Source organism: Micromonospora sp. NPDC007230 (genome assembly GCF_042869115.1).
Classification (GTDB): Bacteria; Actinomycetota; Actinomycetes; order Mycobacteriales; family Micromonosporaceae; genus Micromonospora.
The window spans coordinates 101,965-124,717 of sequence record NZ_JBIAFE010000012.1; the positions used below are offsets into that span (position 1 = coordinate 101,965).

The 22,753-nt window shown below is 72.4% G+C and carries 12 protein-coding genes; 2 read left to right on the forward strand and 10 right to left on the reverse strand.

The features are described 5' to 3' along the window. Nucleotides 1-6: 6 nt before the first annotated feature. The 4 genes from ACFYML_RS18825 to ACFYML_RS18840 all read right to left on the reverse strand — a co-directional run bounded on the left by ACFYML_RS18825 (nt 7) and on the right by ACFYML_RS18840 (nt 12,258). Nucleotides 7-6,606: an SDR family NAD(P)-dependent oxidoreductase gene (locus ACFYML_RS18825; protein ID WP_387421816.1), complete on the reverse strand. Its 6,600-nt coding sequence runs from the start codon at nt 6,604-6,606 to the stop codon at nt 7-9. Beyond that, complete coding sequence (locus tag ACFYML_RS18830; protein WP_387421817.1) at nt 6,603-10,580, reverse strand: amino acid adenylation domain-containing protein; 3,978 nt, start codon at nt 10,578-10,580, stop codon at nt 6,603-6,605. The genes ACFYML_RS18825 and ACFYML_RS18830 overlap by 4 nt, the downstream gene beginning before the upstream one ends. A gap of 328 nt (nt 10,581-10,908) precedes the next feature. Then, the gene (locus ACFYML_RS18835) at nt 10,909-11,556 is read right to left on the reverse strand and encodes a choice-of-anchor M domain-containing protein (protein WP_387421818.1); all 648 of its coding nucleotides are present in this window, start codon (nt 11,554-11,556) and stop codon (nt 10,909-10,911) included. A 48-nt stretch (nt 11,557-11,604) separates the two neighbouring features. Beyond that, the gene (locus tag ACFYML_RS18840) at nt 11,605-12,258 is read right to left on the reverse strand and encodes a choice-of-anchor M domain-containing protein (protein WP_357444388.1); all 654 of its coding nucleotides are present in this window, start codon (nt 12,256-12,258) and stop codon (nt 11,605-11,607) included. Nucleotides 12,259-12,508: 250 nt separating this feature from the next. Between ACFYML_RS18840 and ACFYML_RS18845 the strand changes: the two genes are divergently transcribed. Beyond that, nucleotides 12,509-13,972, forward strand: coding sequence for a choice-of-anchor M domain-containing protein (locus ACFYML_RS18845; protein WP_387421925.1), 1,464 nt, complete (start codon nt 12,509-12,511; stop codon nt 13,970-13,972). A gap of 158 nt (nt 13,973-14,130) precedes the next feature. Further along, complete coding sequence (locus tag ACFYML_RS18850) at nt 14,131-14,922, forward strand: class I SAM-dependent methyltransferase (protein ID WP_387421927.1); 792 nt, start codon at nt 14,131-14,133, stop codon at nt 14,920-14,922. Between the two features lie 175 nt (nt 14,923-15,097). Here the strand turns inward: ACFYML_RS18850 and ACFYML_RS18855 are convergent, their stop codons facing one another. From ACFYML_RS18855 to ACFYML_RS18880, 6 genes are all read right to left on the reverse strand, one after another. After that, the gene (locus ACFYML_RS18855; protein WP_387421820.1) at nt 15,098-16,024 is read right to left on the reverse strand and encodes an anchored repeat-type ABC transporter permease subunit; all 927 of its coding nucleotides are present in this window, start codon (nt 16,022-16,024) and stop codon (nt 15,098-15,100) included. Beyond that, nucleotides 16,024-16,737 (reverse strand): anchored repeat-type ABC transporter ATP-binding subunit, encoded by a 714-nt coding sequence (locus tag ACFYML_RS18860; protein WP_387421928.1) that lies wholly within the window; start codon nt 16,735-16,737, stop codon nt 16,024-16,026. The genes ACFYML_RS18855 and ACFYML_RS18860 overlap by 1 nt, the downstream gene beginning before the upstream one ends. Before the next feature lie 26 nt (nt 16,738-16,763). Next, nucleotides 16,764-17,702, reverse strand: coding sequence for a choice-of-anchor M domain-containing protein (locus tag ACFYML_RS18865; RefSeq protein ID WP_387421929.1), 939 nt, complete (start codon nt 17,700-17,702; stop codon nt 16,764-16,766). A gap of 44 nt (nt 17,703-17,746) precedes the next feature. Beyond that, a complete protein-coding gene (locus ACFYML_RS18870; RefSeq protein WP_387421823.1) occupies nt 17,747-19,381 on the reverse strand; it encodes an anchored repeat ABC transporter, substrate-binding protein in 1,635 nt (544 codons plus the stop codon). A 17-nt stretch (nt 19,382-19,398) separates the two neighbouring features. Beyond that, nucleotides 19,399-20,994 carry a TIGR03773 family transporter-associated surface protein gene (locus ACFYML_RS18875; protein WP_387421824.1) on the reverse strand — a complete coding sequence of 532 codons (1,596 nt, stop codon included), beginning with the start codon at nt 20,992-20,994 and terminating at the stop codon, nt 19,399-19,401. A 61-nt stretch (nt 20,995-21,055) separates the two neighbouring features. Beyond that, nucleotides 21,056-22,249 carry a WxL protein peptidoglycan domain-containing protein gene (locus tag ACFYML_RS18880; RefSeq protein WP_387421825.1) on the reverse strand — a complete coding sequence of 398 codons (1,194 nt, stop codon included), beginning with the start codon at nt 22,247-22,249 and terminating at the stop codon, nt 21,056-21,058. Between the last annotated feature and the right edge of the window lie 504 nt (nt 22,250-22,753).

Here is a 22,753-nt window from a genome sequence, read left to right on the forward strand (position 1 = left end):
TCACCTTCAGGATCGGATGTCGTTGTTCGTGGAGAGGTGCGGGTGAAGTGCTTCGTTGATCGCGTCGGCGACGGCGGCGACCGCGGGTCGGCGCAGCACCGAGTAGTGGTGGGCGTCGACGCCGACGACGCGCAGCGGACCGGTCAGATGCCGGGTCCAGCCGAGGCCGGCTTCGCCGCGTGGGGTGTCGTCGACGCCCATGCCGATGCCGGAGTTGCGCGGCGCCGGCTGCGCCGCGCGTACCAGCAGGGTGGTGGTGCCGGCAGTGTCGAGACGGGCAGGCTCGTGGGCGGCCAGGGCCCGCAGGTGACGGTCGAGGACCGCCAGCCGGTCCCGGACCTGCTCGCCGCGGCCGAGCAGGCGGTGGGCGCGTAGCTGCCGTTCGGCGTGGCCGTATCGGTCGTCCTCGGTGGCGGCGGCCAGCCGGTCCCGCAGGCCGGGCCGGGTGCTGTCCAGGTCGATGCCGAGATAGGCCTCCAGCGCGCCGAGGTGGCGGACGACCAGATCGGCCTGCACCTGCGGCGGCGTGCCGGAAATCGGGCGGATGTAGGTCGGGTCGTTGGAATCCACCATGACCAGCAGCGGCACCGGGATGCCGTCGGCGTGGGCCTGGCGGGCCATCTCCTGAGCGACGCTGCCGCCCATCGACCAGCCGCCGATCAGGTACGGCCCGGCCGGCTGCACCCGCCGCACCACGGCCAGGTACAGCGCGGCGAGGTCGGCGATGGTGTCCGGCGCTGCCGCGCCGACCAGGGCCGGGTCGGTCAGCGCCACCACGTTCACCCGCTCGTCGAGCAGCCGGGCCAGCTCGGTGTAGCACAGGATGTCCCCGCCGGACGGGTGCATCAGGAACAGCGTATGCGCGCCGGTGCCGGCACGGATCGGCAGCGCGACGTCCGGCAGCTCGACCGGCGCCGGCCGGTACGCGGTTGGCTGAGGTGCCGGCGTGCGTGAGCCGGCGGCCGGCTGGTCGGTCCAGGCGTCCGCGTCGTCGGCCAGGCGGGTCAGCGCGGTGGTGTAGGCGTCGAACGCCGCCTGGACCTGGTCGGGGTCGAGGACCGGTTCGAGGGCGTCCCACTGCAGCCACAGCTCGCCGCCCTGTTCGAGGACCTGATGGTCGAGCAGGGTCTGCGGGGTCTGGCTGACCCCGTACACCTGCCGGCCGGCCCACTGCAGGTCGTGGTCCTCGCCGATCATGTCGGCCACACCGAGGGCGCTGGTGAACACCACCGGCACCGACGCGAGCTGTCCTCCGGCGGCCGAGCGTTCGGCCAGGGCGTCCAGCGCGGAGAACTCGCGGTGGTCCAGGTCGGCGAACAGCCGCTGCTGCGCTGCGGCGGCCCGCTCGTCGAACGGCGCCGGTGCGCGCCGGTCCACCTCGTGCACGATCAGGGAGGTGAAGTCACCGACGACCGCACCCGCGCCGGGCAGGTCGTCCGGCCGGTCGAACAGGGTGAGCATGAGGCTGAACCGGTCATTGCCGGACCACTCCTGCAGGGCATCGGCGTAGGCGGCCAGCAACACCGCGTTCGGAGTGAGCCGGTGCCGCGCGGCGTGCCGTTGCAGCGCCCGCCACCGGGTGGGGGACAGCCGGGCGGTGCGGCGGACGAACCCGGCGCTGGTGTGCTCGGCCACGGGTAGGGACGGCGCTGGCGGCAGGTCGGGCAACCGTTCGCGCCAGTACGCGGCGGCCTTCGCCGCGGCCGGGCCGGCGCGGCGGGCCTCGAGCGCCGCCACACAGGCGGCGGGGTGCACCACTGGTGCTGGCAGCGGGGCGTGCGGGTCGGTGTAGAAGGCGTGCAGCTCCCGGTCGATCAGCCACCAGCTCGACGCGTCGCAGATCAGCACGTCGACGCCGATGAACAGCCGGACCTGCCCGTCGGGCAGGCGGGCGGCCTGCACGGTGAACAGCGGCCACGTCTCCGGCGGGCCAGGCCGGGTGGAGATCCGCTCGCGCAGCGTGGCCAGCCGTCGCTGCCGGTACTCATCGTCGGCGCCGGTCAGGTCGTGGCCTCGGATGCGGTAGGCGGGCAGGTGGTCGAGGACGCGCATGCGGCCCTGGGTGGTGACGACGGCCCGCAGCATCGGGTGTCGGTCGATTACCTGCCGCCACGCCTGCTGGTAGCGGTCGAGGTCAAGGTTTGGGCAGTCGTACTCCAGGTAGAAGTGGCAGGGCCGGTCGCCCCACCGGTAGCCGCCGGCGCGGCCGACCCAGTAGGCATGCTGCACCCGGGTCAGCGGGAATGTGCCCTCCGCATCGACGCCCGATGGACCAGCCGCCGATGGCAGCGCTGCCGCTGCGGGTTCGGCTGCCGGGACACCGGCGGCCGGCTTCAGCAGCGCGGCCAGGCCAGCGACGGTCGGGTGGTCGAGCAGGTCACGCAGGCGCAGGTCGACACCGAACCGGTCGCGCAGCTCGCCGAGCATCCGCGTCGCCAGCAGGGAGTGGCCGCCGAGGGCGAAGAAGTCAGCCGTCGGACTGTCGACCGGGCTGCCCGTCAACCGCGCCCACACGTCGGCGACCGCGCGTTCGACCGCCGTCAGCGCAGATTCCGCCGACGCGACCGGTGTGACCGGTGCGGCCTGCGCTCCGGCCCGGGCCGCATCGGCCATCGCCGTGACCAGGTCGCGGTGGGACACCGCCACCACCGGTGGTGTGGTGACCGCGTCGCGGAGCCGGTCGAAGGCGGCGAGGCCGCCAGCGGCGTCCAGCGTGCTCGTCAGCGTGACGGCGGCATCTTCGCCGTGGGCGCTGGTGCGCCAGCCGTCCCACGCCACCGCCAGCCACCGGGTCCGTCCGGTGCCGGCGGTGTGGGCGAACGCCTCCATGGCGGCGTTGGCTGCCGCGTACGGGCCGGTGCCGACGCCGCCGAGCATGGTGGCCGCAGAGGACATCAGCAGCACCAGCCCGGGGCGCCGCTCGTCCGGCAGCGCGGCTACGGCGTCGCGCAGGACGCCTGCGCCGGTCAGCTTGGGCGCGAGGTGCCGGGTGATGTCGGCGGGTGCGGTGTCGCGCAGCATCACCCACCGGTCGTCGCCGGCTGCCGCGGCGGCGTGCACCAGCAGCGCGAGCGGCCCTCGGTCGGACAGCTCTGCGAGCAGGGCGGCGGTGGCGGCCGTGTCGGTGACGTCGAGCCGGCGCACCGTGACGTCGGCGCCGCCGTCGCGCAGCGCGGTCAGCGCCCGGTCGCGGTCGCTGTCCGGCGGCGGTTCGCCGTGCCGGGAGGTGAGCACCACGCGGTGGCCGGCGCCGGCGAGGTGACCGGCGATGGTCAGGCCGACCTCGCCGAGCCCGCCGACGATCACCGCGGTCGCTGCGGCGGCTTCGGAGAAGTCCCCGGCAGTTGGGCGCCACGACACAACGGTGCGCCGCCAGCGTTGCTCGCCGCGGACAGCCACCTCGACGCCCGACCCGGTACCGTCGGCGAGCCCCGCCACCTCGGCGACCACGTGGACCGCGACCATCTCGGTGCTGTCGTCGCCGCTGATGTCGATGGTGCGCCACCGCAGCCCGCGCCGCTCCTGGGCGATGACGCGGGGCAGCACGCGGGCCGCGGCGCCGCCGGGATCCGGCCGCTCTGCCGGCAGGACCGCGACGGCGTTGCGGGTGACCTGGACGAGCAGCGGGACCGGGGCTGCGGCGAGCTGGCCGGCCAGCGTGGCGGCCCGGTCCACCTCGGCCGCCGCGGAACCGATGCCGGCGCCCGCACCGGCATCGGCATCGGCAGCCACGATGTCCTCGGCGACCGGCGCGCCGGGCAGGACGATCAGTCCGGCCCACGCCGGCTCGTCCTGGGCCGCGAAGTCACTGTCGGCGTCGCAGGTGCGGGCCGCGCCACCGGCGGCGCGGACAGCGTCGACGACTGCCCGGGCGAGCCGCTGGTCGACGCCGGGCACGACGAGCCAATTGCCGGGCAGCCGCGGCGCGGCTGGCGCCGGGGGCTGTTGGTGCCAGACCGGCACGAGCAGCGGCTCGTCGGTGTCGGGCGGGCCGGCGCCGGCGATGCTGCTGGTGTCCGCCGGGTCGATCCACAGGCGCCGGCGTTGGAAGGCGTACCCGGGCGCGGTGACCCGGTGGCGGCCCGGCAGGTGCAGGGCGGCGAAGTCGACCGGGCTGCCGTGGCACCACAGGCCGCCGACCGCCTCCCGCAGGGTGACCGCGTCGGTGCCCGGCTCGTCGGCGGGCAGCGTCGCGAGCGCGTCGCGCAGGGCGGCCAACCCGTGCCGTCGGGCGAGGGTCACCAGCGCGGCACCCGGCCCGGCCTGCACCAGCACGGCCGGTGCGTCGCCGACGGCGGCACGGAGCGCCTCGGAGAACCTGACCGGCTGGCGCAGCTGCCGCACCCAGTAGCCGGAGTCGGTCAGCTCGGCGTCGGCGAGGGCACCGGTGACGGTTGACGCGTACTCGATGCGTGGCCGCCGCGGGCGGACCGTGTCGGCCGCCGCACGCAGCGCCGGCAGGGCCGGCTCGACCAGCCGGGAGTGCAGCCCGGCGGACACCCGCAGCCGGGTCACCGCGATGCCGTCGGCCTGCAGCGCCTCCTCCAGTGCCTGCAGTGGCGCCGCCGGGCCGGCCACGACGCACGCGTCCGGCGCGTTGACCACCGCGAGGTCGAGCGCCGGGTGCCCGGCGAGCAGCCCCGTCACTTCGTGGGCGGGCAGCGGCACCGCCAGCATCGCCCCGCCGCCGGCCGACCGGGCCACGTGCGTGCACCGCACGGCGACCAGCCGGGCGGCCTCAGGCAGGCTCAACACCCCCGCGGCGACGGCGGCGGCGTATTCGCCGACGCTGTGGCCCAGCACCACGTCCGGTCGCACACCCCAGCTGTCTAGCAGTCGGGCGGTGGCGACGGAGACGGCGAACAGCGCCGGCAACCCGAACGCGGCGTCGGCCAGCCGTGCCGGATCGGTGGCCGGGTGCAGCGCCGCGCGTACGTCGGCGCCGAGCCCGCCGGCGAGCAGGTCGGCGCAGGTGTCGATGGCGGCGGCGAAGACGGGTTCCTGCTCGTAGAGCTGCCCACCCATGCCGGCGAACGCGCTGCCGGCGCCGGGGAAGGCGAACACCAGCCGGGGTGGCCGCGTCGCGGCGGGCACCGGCGCCGGCATCCGCCGCCGGTGCCCGACGGCCGCCACGCCGGCCACCCGGTGCGGGCCGTGCGCGCGGCCCACCTGCAGCGTGTACGCGACGTCGGCCAGCCGCTCGTCGGCCGGCAGCGCGGCCAGCGCGGCCCCCGCGGCGGCGGCCGCCTGCGGGGTGTGGCCGGACGCGACGAGCAGCTGCGGCCGCGCGTCCGGGGTGGACGGTGGCCGCTGGGGTGCCGGGCCGAGCACCAGATGGCAGTTGGTGCCGCCGATGCCGAACGAGCTGACCCCGGCGTACGGCGCGGCCGGCCACGGCCGGGTCTCGGTGACGACGTCGAACGGGGAGCCGTCCAGGCCGAGCAGGTCGTTGACCGGCTTGGCGTGCAGCGATTCCGGCACGATCCCGTGGCGGCGGGCCAGCACGGTCTTGATGAACGACGCGATGCCGGCGGCGGAGTTGGCGTGGCCGATGTTGCCCTTTACCGAGCCGAGCCCGCACCAGGCCGGCCCGTCGGCGCCGAAAACCCGCCGTAGCGCCTCCACCTCGACGGGGTCGCCGAGCCGGGTGGCGGTGCCGTGCGCCTCCACGTAACCGACCTGGCGTGGCTCGACACCGGCGACCGCGAGGGCCTCGGCCACGACGCGGGCCTGCCCGCGCACCGACGGGGCGGTGAAGCCGGCCTTGTCCGCGCCGTCGTTGTTGACCGCGCTGCCGTGCAGCACCGCGAGCACCGGGTCGCCGTCGGCGAGAGCGTCGGCCAGCCGCCGCAGCACCACCACACCGACGCCCTGGCTGTAGACGATGCCGGAGCCGCGGGCGGAGAACGGGCGGACCCGCCCGTCGGCGGAGAAGATCCCGTCCGGGACGTGCCGGTAGCCGCGGCCCTGCGGCACGATCAGCGACACCCCGCCGGCGAGCGCGGTGTCGCACTCCTCGGCCAGCAGCGACTGCGCGGCCAGGTGCACCGCGACCAGGGAGGTGGAGCAGGTGGTGTTGACCGCGATCGCCGGCCCGGTCAGGTTGAGCCGGTACGCGACCTGCAGCGGCAGGTAGTCGGTGTGGGTGCTGATCGCGGTCTGCAGGCTGCCGCCCGGGTCGGCGCCGCCGCCCGTGGGGTCCCATCGGCCGGCGAGGTTGCTGGTCAGGTAGGCGCTGTGCGCCGCGCCGGCGAACACGGCGACCGCACCGGCGTCGCGGCCCCCGCCGTGCCCGGCCTGCTCCAGGGCCTGCCAGCAGCACTCCAGGAACAGCCGCTGCTGCGGGTCGAGCAGCGCGGCCTCGGCGTCGGTGAGCCCGAACGGCGCCGGGTCGAACAGCTCTTGCCCCTCGATCAGCCCACCGACCGGCACGTAACCCGCGTCGCGGCGCAGCCGTCGCGGCACACCGCGTTCGGCCAGCTCTTCGTCGGTGAACCGGGTCAGCCCTTCGCGGCCGTCGACGAGCAGTCGCCAGAAGGCGTCGACGTCGGCCGCGCCGGGAAACCGGCAGGACGCGGCGGTGACGGCGATCGGCCCGCCGGTCATCGGGCGGCCTCCGCCGCGACGGCCCGAGCCTGCCGCCGGCCTGCCGGCCGCGGCGCTATGACGGGCGGCTGCGGCGGTTCTCCGGCAGGGGAGTGGGTGCTGGCATCCAGGGGACCGGTGGCGGCGACCAATGCGGGAAGGTCCTGGCTTCCGGCGGCGGTGGGTGCGCCGCCGGACCGTCGGGCGGTGAGGTGACGTGCCAGGTCGCGCACCGTGGGGTGGGTGAACAGGTCGACCACCGCCAGGTCGCCGTCGATCTCGGCGGCCAGCCTGCGGTGGGCGCGGACCAGAGTCAGCGAGGTGGCGCCGAGCCGGAAGAACGGGGTGGTGACGTCGACCGGCGTGCCCAGCAGGTCGCTGAGCACGGCGGCGATGCCTCGCTCCAGCTCCGGGTTCGGCAGATCGGCAATCCCCGGGGTGACCGCGGAGGCGGGCGCCGCGAGCGACGGCTCCATCGCCGTGTTGTCGATGGCCGGCGGCGCCGAGCGGGCGGTGACGGTGAGCTCGAGCAGCGCGTCGTCGGTCAGGCGGGGAGTCATCTCGTACCCGTCGGCGAGGGGCAGCGGGCCGGCGGCCGCCAGGGCGGCCGCCGCCGCCAGGGCCGCGGCGGGGTCCAGGCGTCCCGGGTGCACGGTGACGCGCAGCTGTAGACCCAGGCGCACGGCATGCTGCAGCAACGCCGGCAACCGGTCGGCGGCAGGCTGCGGCGCACGTGGAGTCTCAGCGGCCCCGGCCGGGCCGGTCGCGACGGCAGCAGCCGGGGACGAAGAAGTCTCGTACGGGTTCGGCAGGGCGGCATGGTCGACCTTGCCGTTCTCGGTCACCGGCAGCGCGGCCAGGCGGACGAACCGGCTCGGCACCATGTAGTCCGGCAGGCTGGCCCGCAGCCGGGCCACCAGATCCTCATCGCCGGCCGCGGCGGCCGGTTCGGCGGCCGCGACGTAGACGACCAGGCGGGGACGGCCATCCGGGCCGGGCACGGAGCGGGCCACGCACTGCCGCACGCCAGGTGCCCGGTCGAGCACGGACTCGATCTCGCCCAGCTCGATGCGGTGACCTCGGATCTTGACCTGCCGGTCGACCCGGCCGAGGAACTCGATGGTGCCTTCGGGCCGCCACCGGCCGAGGTCGCCGGTGCGGTAGACGCGGCGGCGCAGCACCGGGTGGGTGGAGAAGCGGTGTGCGGTCTGTTCCGGGTCGCCGATGTAGCCGCGGGCCACCCCGTCACCGCCGATGTACAGCTCCCCGGCCTGCCCGACGGGGCATGGCCGGCCGCTGTCGTCGAGGATGTGGAACGACTGGCCGCGCAGCGCACGCCCGTACGGGATGCTCGGCCAGGACGGGTCGACCTGCCCGATCGGGTAGCAGATCGACCAGATCGAGCCTTCGGTGGCGCCGCCGAGGCTGACCACCTGCGCCCCGGGGGCCAGGGCCCGCAGCCGGTCGGGCAGGGTGACCGGAATCCAGTCACCGGACAGCAGCACCAGCCGCAGCGCCGACAGCGCGGCCCTGGCCGCGTCCGGGTCGATCTCGGCGTACTCGACGAGCATCTCCAGCAGCGCCGGGGCGGTGTTCCACACGGTGACCCGGTGACGCTGCATCAGGCCCAGCCAGTGGCCCGGGTCGCGTTGCCGGGACGGATCCGGCAACACCATCGCCGCGCCGGCGCCGAGGATGGCGAACACGTCGTACACCGACAGGTCGAAGCTCATCGCCGACAGCGCCAGGACCCGGTCGCCGGCGGCCAGCGGGAACCGGTCGGCCAAGTCGTCGAGGGTGGTGCGGGCCTGCCGATGCTCCACCGCGACGCCCTTGGGCCGCCCCGTCGAGCCGGAGGTGAAGATGGTGTACGCCAGATCGTCCGGTGCCGCCCGGCGGCGGTCGTCGACCTGCGGTGCCGGCAGGGTGCCGTCCGGCTGCAGTTGGTGCACCCGCACCTCCTGCGGCCACGTCGGCGCCGGGTCGCCGACCACGAGGGCATGCCGGATGCCGGCCTGGCTACATACCGAGGCGATGCGGGGCGCCGGCCAGGTCGGCTCCACCGGGACGTAGCCGGCGCCGCTGGTCGTGACACCGAGGATGGCGGCGACCTGAGCGGCTCCCTTGGGTGCCGCCACCGCCACCAGATCGCCGGGCCCGATACCCAGGCCGGTCAGCGCTGCGGCGGTGCGCCCGGCGCGCGCCGCAAGATCGCCGTGCGTCACCGGGTCGCCGTCGCCGAGCAGCGCGACCGCGTCCGGCGCCAGCGCGGCGGCTGCCCGCAGCGGGTCGTCGATCAGCGGTCCCGCGTCGCCGAACGGTGCACAGTCCATCGGCTCGTCCGGCAGGAACGACGGGTCCCACCCGAGCGCCGGGTCGGACCAGGCGGCCTCATCGTCGGCGAGACGCCTCAGTAGGCGCAGGTGCGCATCGCGCATCGCGGCGGCGAAGCCGTCGGGCAGGCAGCCGTCGACGGTGTCCCAGGCGATCCGCAGGCGGTCGGCCTCGTCCCACACGATGTGGTCGATGAGCACCTGCGGGGTCTGCGACACCCCGAACACCTCCCGCCCGAGCCAGGCGGTCGGTGCCTCGCCGTCGCCGCCCAGACCCACACCGCTGGTGAACACCACCGGGTAGGCCGGGGTGAGATCGCCGTCGCGATGCTCGCGCAGCACCTCCACGGCGGAGACGGAGCGGTGGTCCAGGTCCGTCCAGAACCGGCGGTTCACCACGGCGGCGTACGAGCCGAACCCGTCCCATGCGGTGAGGTCGAGGGCCGGGGACTCGCTCAGCACCGTGGTGGTGAAGTCGCCCACGACCGCGTCGAGGTCGGCACCGTCGGGCCGGTCGAACAGCGTGGTGTTCAGGCAGAACGGCGCGGTGGCACCCCAGCGGTGCAGCACCAGCGCGCATGCGGCCAGCAGCACCGCCGTCGCGGACAGGCCACGGGCCGCAGCGTGGCGCCGCAGACCCGCCCACTGCTGGTCGGTCAGCTCAGCGGCGTACCGGGTGAAGCGCGGCACGCCGAGGTCGGCGGCCGGCCTCGCCCATGGCAGGGCCGGCCCGGGCGGCAGGGCCGGCACCCGCTGCGACCAGTAGGCGTGATCCGTCGCCCGCCGCGCCGTCTCAGCCGGATCGCGGTCGCGGCGGGCCAGCACCGCCGCGAACGTCGTGGACGCCTCCGGCAGGTCCGCGTCGGGATCAGCGGTGAGCTGCCCCCACTCGCGCATCAGCCGCATCCAGCTCGCCATGTCCAGCGCGATGATGTCCATCCCCACGAACAGGCGAGTCCGCCCGTCCGGCAGCAGCGCCGCCCGCACATCGAACAGCGGCCACACCTCAACGGGCCGTAGCTGGTGAGAGCACTGGTGCCGCAGCCGGGCAAGCTCACCGGCGAGGTCATCGTCGTCGCAGGCGCGCAGGTCGACGACCGCGATGCGGTAGGGCGGCGCCGCGGGCAGGATGCGTTGCCGCGCGTCGGCGTCGACCACCATCCGCAGCATGGGATGACGGGCGATCAGCCGGTTCCACCCCGCTTCCAGCCGCAGCACGTCCAGTTCCGGATCGTCGGCGGGCTGCCGGTCGTACTCGAAGTAGAAGAAGGTCGCGACGCCGCCCAACGGAAAGGACGGATCTCGGCCCACCAGATAGGCGGCCTGGACCGCGGTGAGGGGGAACGCCTCGCGTCCGGGGTCGGCGGAGGCGTTTTCCTGCGCCGGCACGCTTCGGATCGTGTCGGTGGCCTGCAGGCGCGCCGACTCCACCGCGGCCGCGACCGTGCGCGGTGTCGCCCCGTCCAGGAAGACGGTCAGCGGCAGGTCGGCGTCGAGATCCTCGCGCAGCCGGCGCCGCAGCCGCACGGCCGTGAACGACTCCAGGCCCAGCTCGGTGAGCAGCACCTCGGGCTGCACCTGCAGCGGGTCGAGATCGAGCACCTCCGCCAGGCAGTCGCTCACGGCCTCCAGGCACTCGGCTGGCCGGTACGGCTGGGTCATACGTCTCCCTCTCCGGGCGGCTTCGGGCAAGCATTAGAACACGAAAACGAAAACTATTTCCAGTAGCGGCATCGGCGAGGCCACAAGAGGGCGATGAGAGTGCGCTGCCCAACCGGAATCGAAGAGGAGGTGAACGGGCGAGTCCGTACTGCGCCAGGAGCAAGCCGGAGGAGATCTCAGCCGCCGAGCAGGTAGAGCGCCGGAGCCAGCACCGGCATGGCATCGCTGAACCAGTTGGACAGGGTCGCCGTCGACAGACCATCACGTTGCCCACGGCCCCCGACCGGGTCCTGATGGACGGTCGGGGGCCGTGGGAATGGTTACGGTGTCAGCCGACCTGGATGGTGTAGCTGACGGTGGGGCTGGCGACCCCGGAGCCGCCCTGCGTGGTGGCCTTGAACGTCAGCGTGTAGGTGCCCAGTGCTGAGAACGCCCAGTTGCCGTGGGCGTGCGTGCCGGCGCTGATGCCCCCCGGCCAGGTGGAGATCGGGCAGCCGGTGGCGGTGTTGGAGTTGAGCCGGTAGCTGGGGGTGCCGAAGGCGTTGGTGGTGTAGAGGGTGAATCGGCCGCCGGCGGGGACCGAGGACGCGCTGACCAGTTCCATCTTGATCGGTCCCTGGTCCGCGGGCACGTCCTCGGTGTTCCAGCCGGCCCACAGCAGGTTGGTGTTCTCGGCTTGCGGGGCAACGTAGACGGTGGAGCCGGCCGTTCCGAGGCAGTTCCAGGCGGATCCGCTCGGCACCGTGATGGCGGAGCTCGACGGCAGCCGCAGGGTCGTGGCCGCCGGGGAGAGGTCGTCGTTGGCGGGGCTGTACGTCCTGATGTCGAGGGTGAGCGAACCGTTGGCGTAGTCGAGGTCAAGGACGTCGATGTGCCCGGTCTCGATGGTGGCGGCGGACGCCGGTGCGGCGGCCAGGCCGAGGACAGTGGCGGTGACGGCGGCGGTGACCGCCAGCAGCCGCTTGGTAAGCCTCATGATCTGTTTCTCCGTTCTACCGGCTGAAAGCTGGGTTGGTGGTGCGGGTCAGCACTGGACCTGGAAGGTGAGCCACGCCGCTGCTGAGGTCACCCGCTTGCCGGTGGCGGCCAGGATTCCGGTCGCTTCGACCTTGATGCGGTAGGTGCCGGCCTTCTCGAACGCCCAGTTGGCGTGCAGGTGACTGCCGACTGGCCTGGTGATCGCGTCGGGCAGGCCGTCCTCGCTGTCGACCAGCACGTTCGGCGCGCCCACGGGGTCGGTGGTGAACAGGCTGAACCCGTCCGGACCGATGACTCTGGTGACCCTGATCTGGATGCTGTCGCTAGCGAAGACGCCCGACTGCAGTTCTTCCGTGGCGAGGCCGGGCCACAGCAGGTTCTCGTCTTGGACCTCGGGGAGGACGTGGACGGTGGCACCGGGAGCGCCGAGGAACGCGTACCTCGGGTCGTCCGGCACGGTCATGGCCGCCCCAGGCTTGACGACGAACACCACGTCGGCCGGGTCGCGCTCCACGTCCGGGTCGACGGTCTCGTCGTGGACCGAGATCTCGAGCGCGCCGTTCTCGAAGGCGACGTCAACCGCGTCGACGTGCCCCTGGGACAGAACCACGGTACTGGCCTGGGCGGGTGCGGCCCAGGCCAGTACGCCGGCGGTCATCGCCGCCGTGACGGCGGTCAGTGCCGACATCCTGGCTCGCATGCAACTCCTCCTCACGCCCGCGACACCACGTCGCAGGCAGTCGGAAACGATAATCGTTTCCATGAAGCTGTCAAGCGTGTCGTCCCGTCCGCGACACAGGACAGGGGTGACGAGCTGACGCGTCACGTAGGCGTATGTGGAACGCCTGGGCCGCATGCCGGTCCAGGCGTCTCGACATGGCGATGAGGCCGTGCTAGCTTCCCCCGCGTATCTGACATCGGTTTTCATTTTATGTTTTGGAGGGAGGGAAATGAGGGCGAGAAGACTGAAGCGCCTCGCCGCCGCCGCCGGCACGGTCATCGCAACCGTCGGCGGCCTGGTGGTGGCCGTCTCCGGCCCCGCTTCGGCTCAGGAGAATGTGGTGCTGTCCGCGGGCCACGTCGATGCGGTCGACGTGCACTATGCGGACGGTCGGTTGGTGTTGAAGGTGCACGACGACACCGTGCAGCCGTCGGTCAGCCGGGACCCCGGGGACGTGGCGTTCCAGGTGTTGCCGCAGGCTGCGGTCGAGGTGCCGGATCTGCCGGAGTACGCGTTTCTCGGGCCGGCTGGCTCGACGGTGTGGCTGCTGCCGATGACGCAGGATCCGAACCTGTTATGGCCAGGGTGGAACACCACCCGGCTGCCGACCGGGGTGTTCCGGGGTGAGAAGCTCAGCCTGAGCCTGGTGGACGTCTCCGGACCGGGCCGCGTCTCGGTGTTCATGACCGACCCGGTCGGGCAGCCGCTGATCAAGTTCCGCAGCGACGATGGTCTGCCGGATGCGATCGACGTGCCGGTCGGCACGCACGCCCACGCCAACTGGGTGTTCGGGGCGCTGGGAAGCTACACGTTGACGTTCCGCGCCGACGCCACGCTCACCGACGGGCGGCAGGTGTCCACCGGTTCGGTGGCGTACCGGTTCGTGGTGGGCGACCTGCCGGATCCCGACCCGCAGGTTCAGCTGTCGATCCAGGGCCTGCAGCCGGCGTACGCTCCCGGCGCGACCGTGACGCTGACCGCGGTCCAGACCCCCACCAGCGACCTGAACCGGTACCGCTGGTTCAGCAAGTGCCCAGGCACGGAGGAGTTCACCGCGGTGCCGGGCGAGACCTCGGCGGCGTACTCGTTCACCGCCACAAACCAGCTGGACGACTGCCAGTACCTGGTCCGGCTGTACCGCGACGGTGAGGTGGTGGTCGCGGAGAGCGGTCCGGCGACGCTGAACGTCGACGATGCCACCTCGCCGGCACCGTCGCAGACGATCACGGTCACCATCGACGGGACACAGGGGGCGTTGGTCGTCAGCGTGGACCCCAACGACCGGACGGTGACGCTGCCGGCGGCCGTGCTGTCCACGGCTGGCGACCGGTGGCAGAGCAGCGGTGAGCTGCGCCCTGTCACGGTGACCGACACCCGACCGGGCGCGCCCGGCTGGAATGTCGCCGGCCGGTTGAGTGACTTCACCTCCGGGGCCACCCGGGTCGGCGGTAAGTACCTCGGCTGGGCACCCACCGTGCTGGCACAGGCAAACGGTCAGGGTGTGGCGGCGGGCCAGGAGGTCAAGCCCGGCTTCGCCTCCGGCAACGGTCTGGCCGCCAGCAGCGTGCTCGGCTCCGCACCGGTCGGTGCCGGACGGGGCACAGCCCGGCTCGGTGCCGGGCTCAACCTGGAACTGCCCACCGATACCGGCGCGGGCCAGTACACCGCGACGTTGACCCTGACCGCCATCTAGATCCATTACGCCGTCTCGGCGGCTTCGGCGAAGTCCGTGGCCGCCGAGACGGCGAAACTGACGTGGGTTCCGGAAGCGAAGGCAACAACCGTACGAGGAGACCTGAGGTGAAACTCACCTCCAGCGAGGCGAGGCGGATGAAGGCAGCCATGGCGGGGATGTTCGACCGCGGCGCCGCAACCTACGACCGGGTCGGCGTCGAGTTCTTCGGTCCGATGGGACGTGAGCTGGTACGCCGAGCCGACCTGCGCCCCGGGCAGCGCGTGCTCGACGTGGGCTGCGGGCGGGGCGCCGTCCTGCTCCCAGCGGCGGCGGCCGTTGGGCCGACAGGCAGGGCGATCGGCATCGACCTGGCTCCGCGGATGGTCGAGTTCACCCGAGCCGAGGCCAGGGCTGCCGGCCTCACGCAGGTGCAGGTGGAGGTCGCCGACGCCGAGGCTCCACCGCTGCCCGAGACCGCCTGGGACGCGGTGCTCGCGGGCCTTGTGCTGTTCCTGCTCCCCGCCCCCCTTGAGGCGTTGCGCGTGTATCGGCGTCTGCTCCGCCCAGGCGGGCGGGTCGGATTCACCACGTTCGCCGCCCACGACCTCCGGTTCACCGACGCACTGCGCGTTCTGGCGCAGCACCTGCCCGACGGAGAACGTCAGTCGCCGACGGCGGCTCAGGAGGGCCTCTTCGCCACGCCGGAGTCAACCGCCGCGCTGCTGGAAACCGCGGGCTACCGACGGGTCACGGTTGAGGAGGCGACCTTCCGCAGCCAGTTCCGCGACGTCGAGCACTGGATGACGTGGGCCTGGTCGCATGGGGCTCGTGCCCTGCTGGAACGGATTCCGACCGAGCGGCTTCCCGCCGCGCTCGCCGACGCCAGCCGGGTCCTGACCCGCGTCGGCGGAGACCTGGTGCTGACCACGACCGTCCGGTTCGCCTTCGGCGTACGCGCCGCCCAGTGACTCGCTGCGGACTTCGCTCCCGCGAACCCGAACCCCGATCCCTGCACGTAGCGGGCAGTTCCACCACGAACACCTGCTCTGCAGCGTCCGGTGGCGGGATCGGCAGCCCCGGCTCGGCGTCGGCCGGCACCTGGAGCTCTGCCGACCGACACCGTGCCCGGACGTACGACGCGGATCAGCGCATCGGCGAGACATGTCCGGCCGCGATGGCCGAGCCGGCGGCGGGTTCTGCCTCGCCGGAAGGCCGCTGGATCCGCGTGCGGCGTTTGGTGAGCAGGCCGTGGCGTGGGGCGAGCAGCCAGGCGGTGAGGAAGATGGTGGTGGCGACCAGGACGATGGTGCCGCCGACCGGTGTGTCGTAGCTCCACGATAGGTACAGCCCGACGAGCGCGGACGTGCCGCCGATCGTCGGGGCGAGCAGCATCATCACGCCGAGCCGGTCGGTGAGCAGCCGGGCGGCCGCGGCGGGAGTGATCAGCAGGGCCAGGACGAGAATGTTGCCGATGGTCTGCAGGGAGATCACCACGGCCAGGGTCACCAGGACGTAGAGCACGATGTCGAGCCAGAACACCGGCAGGCCCATCGAGCGGGCCATCTCCCGGTCCAGGCAGACCGCGACGAACTCCTTGTGCAGCGCGAGCACCAGGCCGAGGATGACCAGCCCGGTGATCCCCACCAGGTAGAGGTCGCGGTCCGGGATGCCGGTGATCGAGCCGAACAGGAACTGTTGCAGCGAGCCGGAGTATCCGGGCGCTTGCGAGATGATCACGATGCCGAGGGCGAACGTGGCGACCAGGAAGACGCCGATCAGGGAGTCTTCCTTGACCCGCCGGTTCTGGGAGAAGATCGCGATCAGCAGGGCCGTGGCGACGCCGGCGACGGCGCCGCCGAGTACCAGGCTGCCCTGCAGGACGAAGGCGATGGCGAGGCCGGGGAAGACGGCGTGTGCGACGGCGTCGCCGATGAAGGCCATCCCGCGCAGGACGACGTAGCAGCCGACCACGCCGCAGACGATGCTGGACATCACCGCGATCGCCAGCGCCTTGGGCAGGAACGCGAGGTCGGGGTTGAGCAGGTCGGTGAGGAAATCGGTAATGGGCACTAGCTGGCCTTTACGAGTTTGAGGAGCGGGGAGGTCTCACTGACCCCGAACGTGCGCATCCACACCTCGACGTCCTGGAGCTGGTCGGGCCGTCCGTCGGCGATGACCTGGCCGTTGAGCAGGACCAGCCGGGTGCAGGATTCCATCGCCGCGACCAGGTCGTGGGTGGTCATCAGCACCGCATGGCCCTCCCGGGCGAGGTTGGCGAACAGGTCGCCCAGCAGTTCCTGGGTGGGCATGTCCAGTCCGGTGAACGGTTCGTCGAGTAGCAGGATGCTCGGCGCGAGCGCGAGGGCGCGCGCGACCAGGACACGTTGGCGTTGCCCTCCGGAGAGTTCGGCGACGGGCCGGGCGCGCAGCGCGGACAGCTGGACGCGGTCGAGTGCGTCGCCGACCGCCCGCCAGTCGGCCACGTCGGGGCGGCGGAGCAGGCCGATCCGACCCGTTCGGCCGCTGAGCACGGTCTGTTCGACGGAGATAGGGAAGTCCCAGGTGAACTCATGGCGCTGGGGGACGTACCCGATCGCCGAGCGTCCGGGCCGGGACGGTTTGCCCTCTACCAGCACCCGGCCGCCCCTGGTGCGGATCAGCGCCAGGATGGCGCGCAGCAGGGTGGTCTTTCCCGCGCCGTTGGGGCCGAGCAGCCCGACCAGTTCCCCGCGGTCGAGGTGCAGCCGCACGTCGCGCAGCACCGGCCGTCCGCCGAGGTCCACGTTCAGGTGTTCGATGTCCAGTGCTCTCACGGCTGAGCCCCCGACGGTGACGTGCTGCGCTCCCGTTCGGCTCGGCGCTTCGCGCCGCGCCCGCGTAGCAGGACCAGGAGCAGGCCGGCGGTGAGCAGGAGCGCGGCACCCGCCAGCACGACGACCAGCGGCAACGGCGAGGTGTCGTCTGGTGCGCCAGCGGCGTCGCGGGACGCACCGGCCGCCGCCTCGCCAACCGGCATGCGGCTGCGGTCCACAACAGCCGCGAAGGCTTCGTCGGTGCTGGTCGCGTCGCCGATCGCGAAGCGCAGCGTCCGGGTGGCGGAGACCTTTTCGCCGCTGATCAGGTCGGCCGACACCTGCACGGTGACCAGGTAGACGCCGGGAGTGGAGAAGACCCAGTTGGCGTGGGTGTGGGTGTTGACCTCGACCCAGAATGGCTGGGCGGCCGGCTCGGCGGAGCGCCACAAGACCTGCGGCGCGGCGAAGTTGCCCGCTTGGAGGAACGTGGTCAGCGTGCCCGGCCCGCGTACGCCGAGCAGGTTCAGCGTGGCTCCGCGGTCGATGGTTTGCATCACCTGGGGGTCCTGGGTGTTCCAGCCGATCCAGACCACGTTCTGGTTCTGCACTTGTGGCACCACGTGGACTCGCTTGCCCGCGTCGATGCCGAGGAAGGCGTACGCGGGGTCGTCGGGAACGGCCTGCAGCGCGGCGTCGGAGACGCGTAGCACGGTCTCGTCGGGGCTGCGCCACACCGGCTGCGGCTGTGTGCCGTCGTGGATGAGCAGGGTCCACTGGCCGTCGACGTAGCGGGGTCCGATGTCCACGTGCCCGGCGTCGAGCACGACCCGGCCGGTGGCGATGGGCTGGTCCGCGGCGATCGACTGACCCGGGCTCGGCGCCGGCTGCCCGGCCACGGCAGGCGTCTGCGTCGCCACCACCGCGACCAGGGTTGCGACCGCCCATCGGCTGATCGCCGTCGCCGTCCGCACCGCGCGCGAACGCGCCCGTCGTGCCGTCACTTGTGCCTCCCTCGATCCGCCCTGGTCAGGCAATCGCGCAGCGACTGGGCGTTGAACCGCATCATGTCCATGTAGTTGGTGACGTTTCCGTCGAAGGTGTCGCCGTAGATCGAGCAGACCCGCAGCCGCTCTTCCCGGGCCACCTCGCTCAGGGTGGTGGAGCGGGCCGCCAGGTTCGGTTCCAGGAACACGGCGGGGATGTCGAGGTTGCGGATCGTCTCGGTGAGCCGGCGCCGATCGGCGAGGCTGGGCTCGGTGGCCGGGTTCGGGGTGACGAAGCCGGAGATCTGGATTCCGTAGGCCTGGCCCAGGTAGCCGAACGCGTCGTGCGTGGTGACCAGGTGCCGCCGGGACGGGGGTATCTGGGCGATCGTGTCCCGGACGTAGCCGTCCAGCCGCTCGAGTTCGGCGATGTAGGCCGCGGCGTTGGCGCGGTACGTCGCCGCGCCCGGCGGGTCCACCCCGACCAGTGTGTCGCGGATCAGCTCGACGTAGGAGATCGCGTTGCGCACGTTCTGCCACAGGTGCGGGTCGATCTCCCCGTGCACGTGCTTGCCGAGCACCGCCTGCGGTAACTGGTGGACCCGCGTGCCGGGCCGGCCGAGGAACCGGAACCGGCGGTCACCGGGCACCTCCAGCAGCGCCTTGTTCGGCACCTCGATCACGGTACGAGCGGGGTCGTACACCCGCTGGTTCGCCTCGCCGCTTCCCTCCGGATCGGCGAACAGGTACAGCCGCCCCTCGTCGATGTCCGCCGTGAGGTCGGCGTGCCCGGAGTTCAGCACCGCCGCGCCCGCCATGCCCGGCACCGAATGCGGATCCACTCCCACGGCGAAGGTGAACGTCTGCTCGCCGAGCGGGACCGGTGCCGCCTGCGGGGTGACCGCGAGTTGCGCACGCATGGTCAGCCGGTAGATGCCCGGCTTGGTGAACGCCCAGCTCATGTGGGTGTGCGCGTCCGGTGGCAGGCGGGCCGTGTCGTCCCGGTAGCCGTTGGCGGGCTCGAACCCGTCGGCGGAGTCGACGTAGAACGAGGGGTTGCCGAATGACTCGGTCAGGTAGGCGACCAGGTCACCCGGCCCGTGCGCTGCGGTGGCGGTGAGGAGCACGTCGGACGAGCGGTTCGCGCCGTGCGCCGTGCCGGTGCCGCGCACGCGCATGCCCAGCCAGATGGTGTCCAACGAGGCGTCCTCGACCAGCGGGATGATCTCCGCCGCGTACTTCACCGCCCCCTCGGCCAGCGAGATGTTCGGTACGCCGTCGCGCAGGTTCGCGTCCAGCGTCTTGATGACGGCCTGCTCCTCCAGCAGCAGGTAGTTGCTGAACGCGACGTCGGCGTACACGACGTTGCGGACGTCGCGCAGAGACGGCTCGTAGCTGTGCGGATCGGCCCGGTCCGGCACCAGTGAGCTGACCCGTACCCGGTCGCCGCCGACGCGGCTCGCCAGGTCCCGCAGGATCCCGGTGGTCGTGATGACCTGGACCCGCTGGTCGTGCGCGCTCAACGCCACTTCGGCGCGGCAACCGGCCAGCACCCCGATGAGCAGGGGCAACACCAGAAGTCGCGGCCACGCGCAGGCCCGGCGCGGGCAGGCGCGGGGAGCCCCGGAACCGACAACGGACACCTGCATCCTCCTCTCCTCGGCGCTTAGGGGATGGGTCCGGCGGGTGCCGCCGCCGGGTCGCGGCGACGACGACCGGCGATCCGCAGCAGCGCTCCGACCAGCACGAGCAGGAGCCCACCGGCGGAGACCGGAATGACCCACGACTCTCCGGTGCGGGGCAATCGGCCGGTGCCGCCGGAATCGCCGATGCCGGGCTTGCCGTCACCGCCGGTGCCGGATCCGCTGCCGAACCCGGAGTTCGGGTTGGTGCTGTCGCCCACCGCGATCGTCAGCGTCTTACTGTCGGTGACCGTCTTTCCGGCGGTGGTGGTGGCGCTCATCTGTACCGCAAGCCGATAGAGGCCAGGCTTGCTGAAGGCCCAATTGCCGTGGGCGTGCGTGTTCGGTGGGATGGGCAGCCGCTGCGGCAGGCCTTTGGCCGAGTCGAACAGGACGTTGGCGTTGCCAAACGATCCGGTCAGGAAGAGCGTGAAGCGTCCTGGACCGTCGACGCCGGCGAGAGTCCAGGTCACGTTGCCCCGGGTGCCGGTGATGACCGACTCGTGCTGGGTGTTCCAGCCGGGCCAGACGATTCCGGCCTGCTGGGCCTGCGGCAGCAACCAGATCGCCTCTCCTGCCTTGCCGAGGAAGTCCGCCCCCGCCGGCACCGTTGTCTTGGCTTTGTCCTTGACGTGCAGGACCACGTCGGCGAGTTCGCGCCACACCGGTGGGCTGGCCGTGTCGTCCCGGACCCGAATCGTCCAAGCGTCGCCGGACAGTTGCGGCCCCATGTCGACGTGCCCATCAGCGATCACCCGGCGGGCGCCGGTGGCTGCCGACCTGGCAGCGGCCGCGTTCGCGGCCGCAGGCAGCGGGGGCGAGGATGTGGCCGTGGGCGTGGCCGCTGCGGCGTTCGGGACCGCCATGGCACGCGCCGGCGGGGCCGGGGGAGTCTTGACCGCAGCGGCCGGGGCGGGTGCCGGCGCGGCAGGACCCGGCTGGATGGGCGGGACACTGATCCGGTACGTCGCCTCGGTGGTAACGGATCGGCCAGTGGACAGCGTCGCCGACGCGGCGAAGGCCAGCCGGTAGTCCCCGGCCGAGTCGAACGCCCACACCACCGGAGTGCGGGTCGCGGCCGGCAACGCGATGTCCCGTGCGGCCCGGCCGAGCAGATGGCGGGGCGCGCCAAGGCCGGACAGGGTGTAGGCGGTGAAGTTCCCGGGACCTTCAGCCGCTGTCAGTGACAGCGTCACCACGTCCCCCCGCACGAGGCCACGCCGCACCCCGCTGGTGTCGAGCATGGGTAAACCGGTGTCTCCGGGAGTGAGCGACCAGATCGACGTGCCGGGGCTACCGAGGAACGAGAAAGCCTTATTCTGCGGTACCCGTACGGCCACCCCGCCGTCCGGCCCCAGCGTCACCTCGGCCGGGTCGTGCCCGACTGCCTGCCGGGCCACCTGCGTGGCGTCCCGGATGCGTAGCGACAGCGCGCCGTCGACAACCGACAGGGACACCAGATCCGCCCCGGCGGCGTCGACCGACACCGCGGCGGCCCCCGCCGGTACAGCGCCGGCCGGCAATACCAGAGCGGCCAGGGCGAATCCCGCGACCGCAGCACGCAGAGGTGCTGTTCTCATCATTCTCCCTACTGGATCCGTCGTCTGTCGAAGTTGCGGACCCCCGCGCGCTGCGGGCCGGTCACTCCTCGACCTTTGGAGTCGGCACGGGCGCCGCCGGTACGTCGTCTGGACTGCGCCCTATCCCGCGCGACAAGGCATCCGCGGTCATGTCGGCCGCAGGTTTCTCGGTCGGTGCCGCTGTCGTCACCGCGGCTTCGGCGCGGCCTTGCTCACGAGCGGTGGCCAGGGCGTGCGCCAAGTCTCGGGCCGCTGCGCGCCGTCGCCGTCGACGGACCGCCACCAGCGTCCAGGCGGCACCGGCGAGCAGGGCCAGCATCAGCAGCTGGGACCACGGCACGGCCCAAACGGTCACCTGATGGGACACGGTGCCCGGCGGCGGGTCGAGCGTCTGCCCGGCAACGGCTGCCGGTGTGACAGCGGCGGTGACGGTGAGCCGGAACAGAGGCGGGACCTGGGCGAGCCGCACGGTGGTCCGTACCGCGTCGCCGGGCAGGATCTCAGGAAGCGTCCCGCCGGACGCAGACCCGGCGGTCAGGCCGAGCGGTCCCGCAGCGTGCACGGTCGGCGCGCCGGCGAGCCGGACGTTGCCGGTGTTCCGAACCGTGGCCGTAGCGGTGACCTCGCCGCCACCGAACGGATTGAGTGAACCGCGGTGCTGTACCCGCACGTCTTCCAGCGCCAGCGCCGGGCGAAGTTCGCCGGTGACTCGCAGATAGATGCGAGTACCGACCCGGTGGTCGACGGCCACCTGATTGCCGTGGGCGTCGGTGGTCGTAGCCGTGAGCGAGGCCACGACACCGCCCACGTGATCACCCGGAGTGGCGTTGGCCGGCACGTTCACGGTGAACGGCACGTCCACCCGGGAGCTCGACGGGATCGTCAGCTGCCGGGAGGTGAGGCTGACCCACGAACCCACATCGACCGGCCGCCGCGCCGCGGGCAACAGGTCGAAGCCACCCTGCGCTGTGGTGACCGCATCGCTGGCGTAGACACTCAGGGTGATTGGCCGCGCGGAGTGGTTCGTGACAGCGACGTAGTCGGTCAACCTGGCACCGGGATCAAGCTTGTAGGCGAATGCCGCACGCCCGTTGGGCCCCTTCGGGCTCGATGGACTCACCCCCCACGTCACAGCCGCCGGCGCCACTGCTTTAGGAGAGCCGCCAGCGGGTGGCGGCGTAGGCGCCGGTCCCGGTACGGCTATCGGCGGGGCGATGCCGAGCAGGACGACGGAAACACCGATGAGTGAACGCATAGCAGAGGCAGCAGTCCGTTTCGGGTCGAGACGTGGCCGGGGTGGACCAACGGTGATGGCGGCGAAAGTTACGTGAGCCCCGTGGCCGGTCTTGGGTATCAACGCTCATGAACTCGCCCCGCCGGAACGCAGCCTCTCAGCAAATGAAAACCGTTGTCAAGTAGTTGGCGGGATGCGGGCCCGCCGGGTGGTTGCTGGGTGGTCAACGTGTTCTTCGGCTGGTGGGCCTGGGTCGTGGCGTCTCCAGCAGGCGACCCGTCGGTGAGGCATCTCCTTGGAGGTTCTGGCCGCACGGATCGGGACATTAATGACCGCCCAGCCGGATGCACCGACATCCTCGGCGGGTGCGACGGCCAGTCGGCGACCACGCCGGCGCCTCCAGTGGTCGCACGGCTCCGCGACCTGCGTCGTCTCGTGCCGCACGGCCTGCGCCGGTCCGCCGAAGAGGTGCAGGTGCTGCCCGAAGGTTCGACCCGCCGTCGAGGAGTCAAACGAAAACCATTA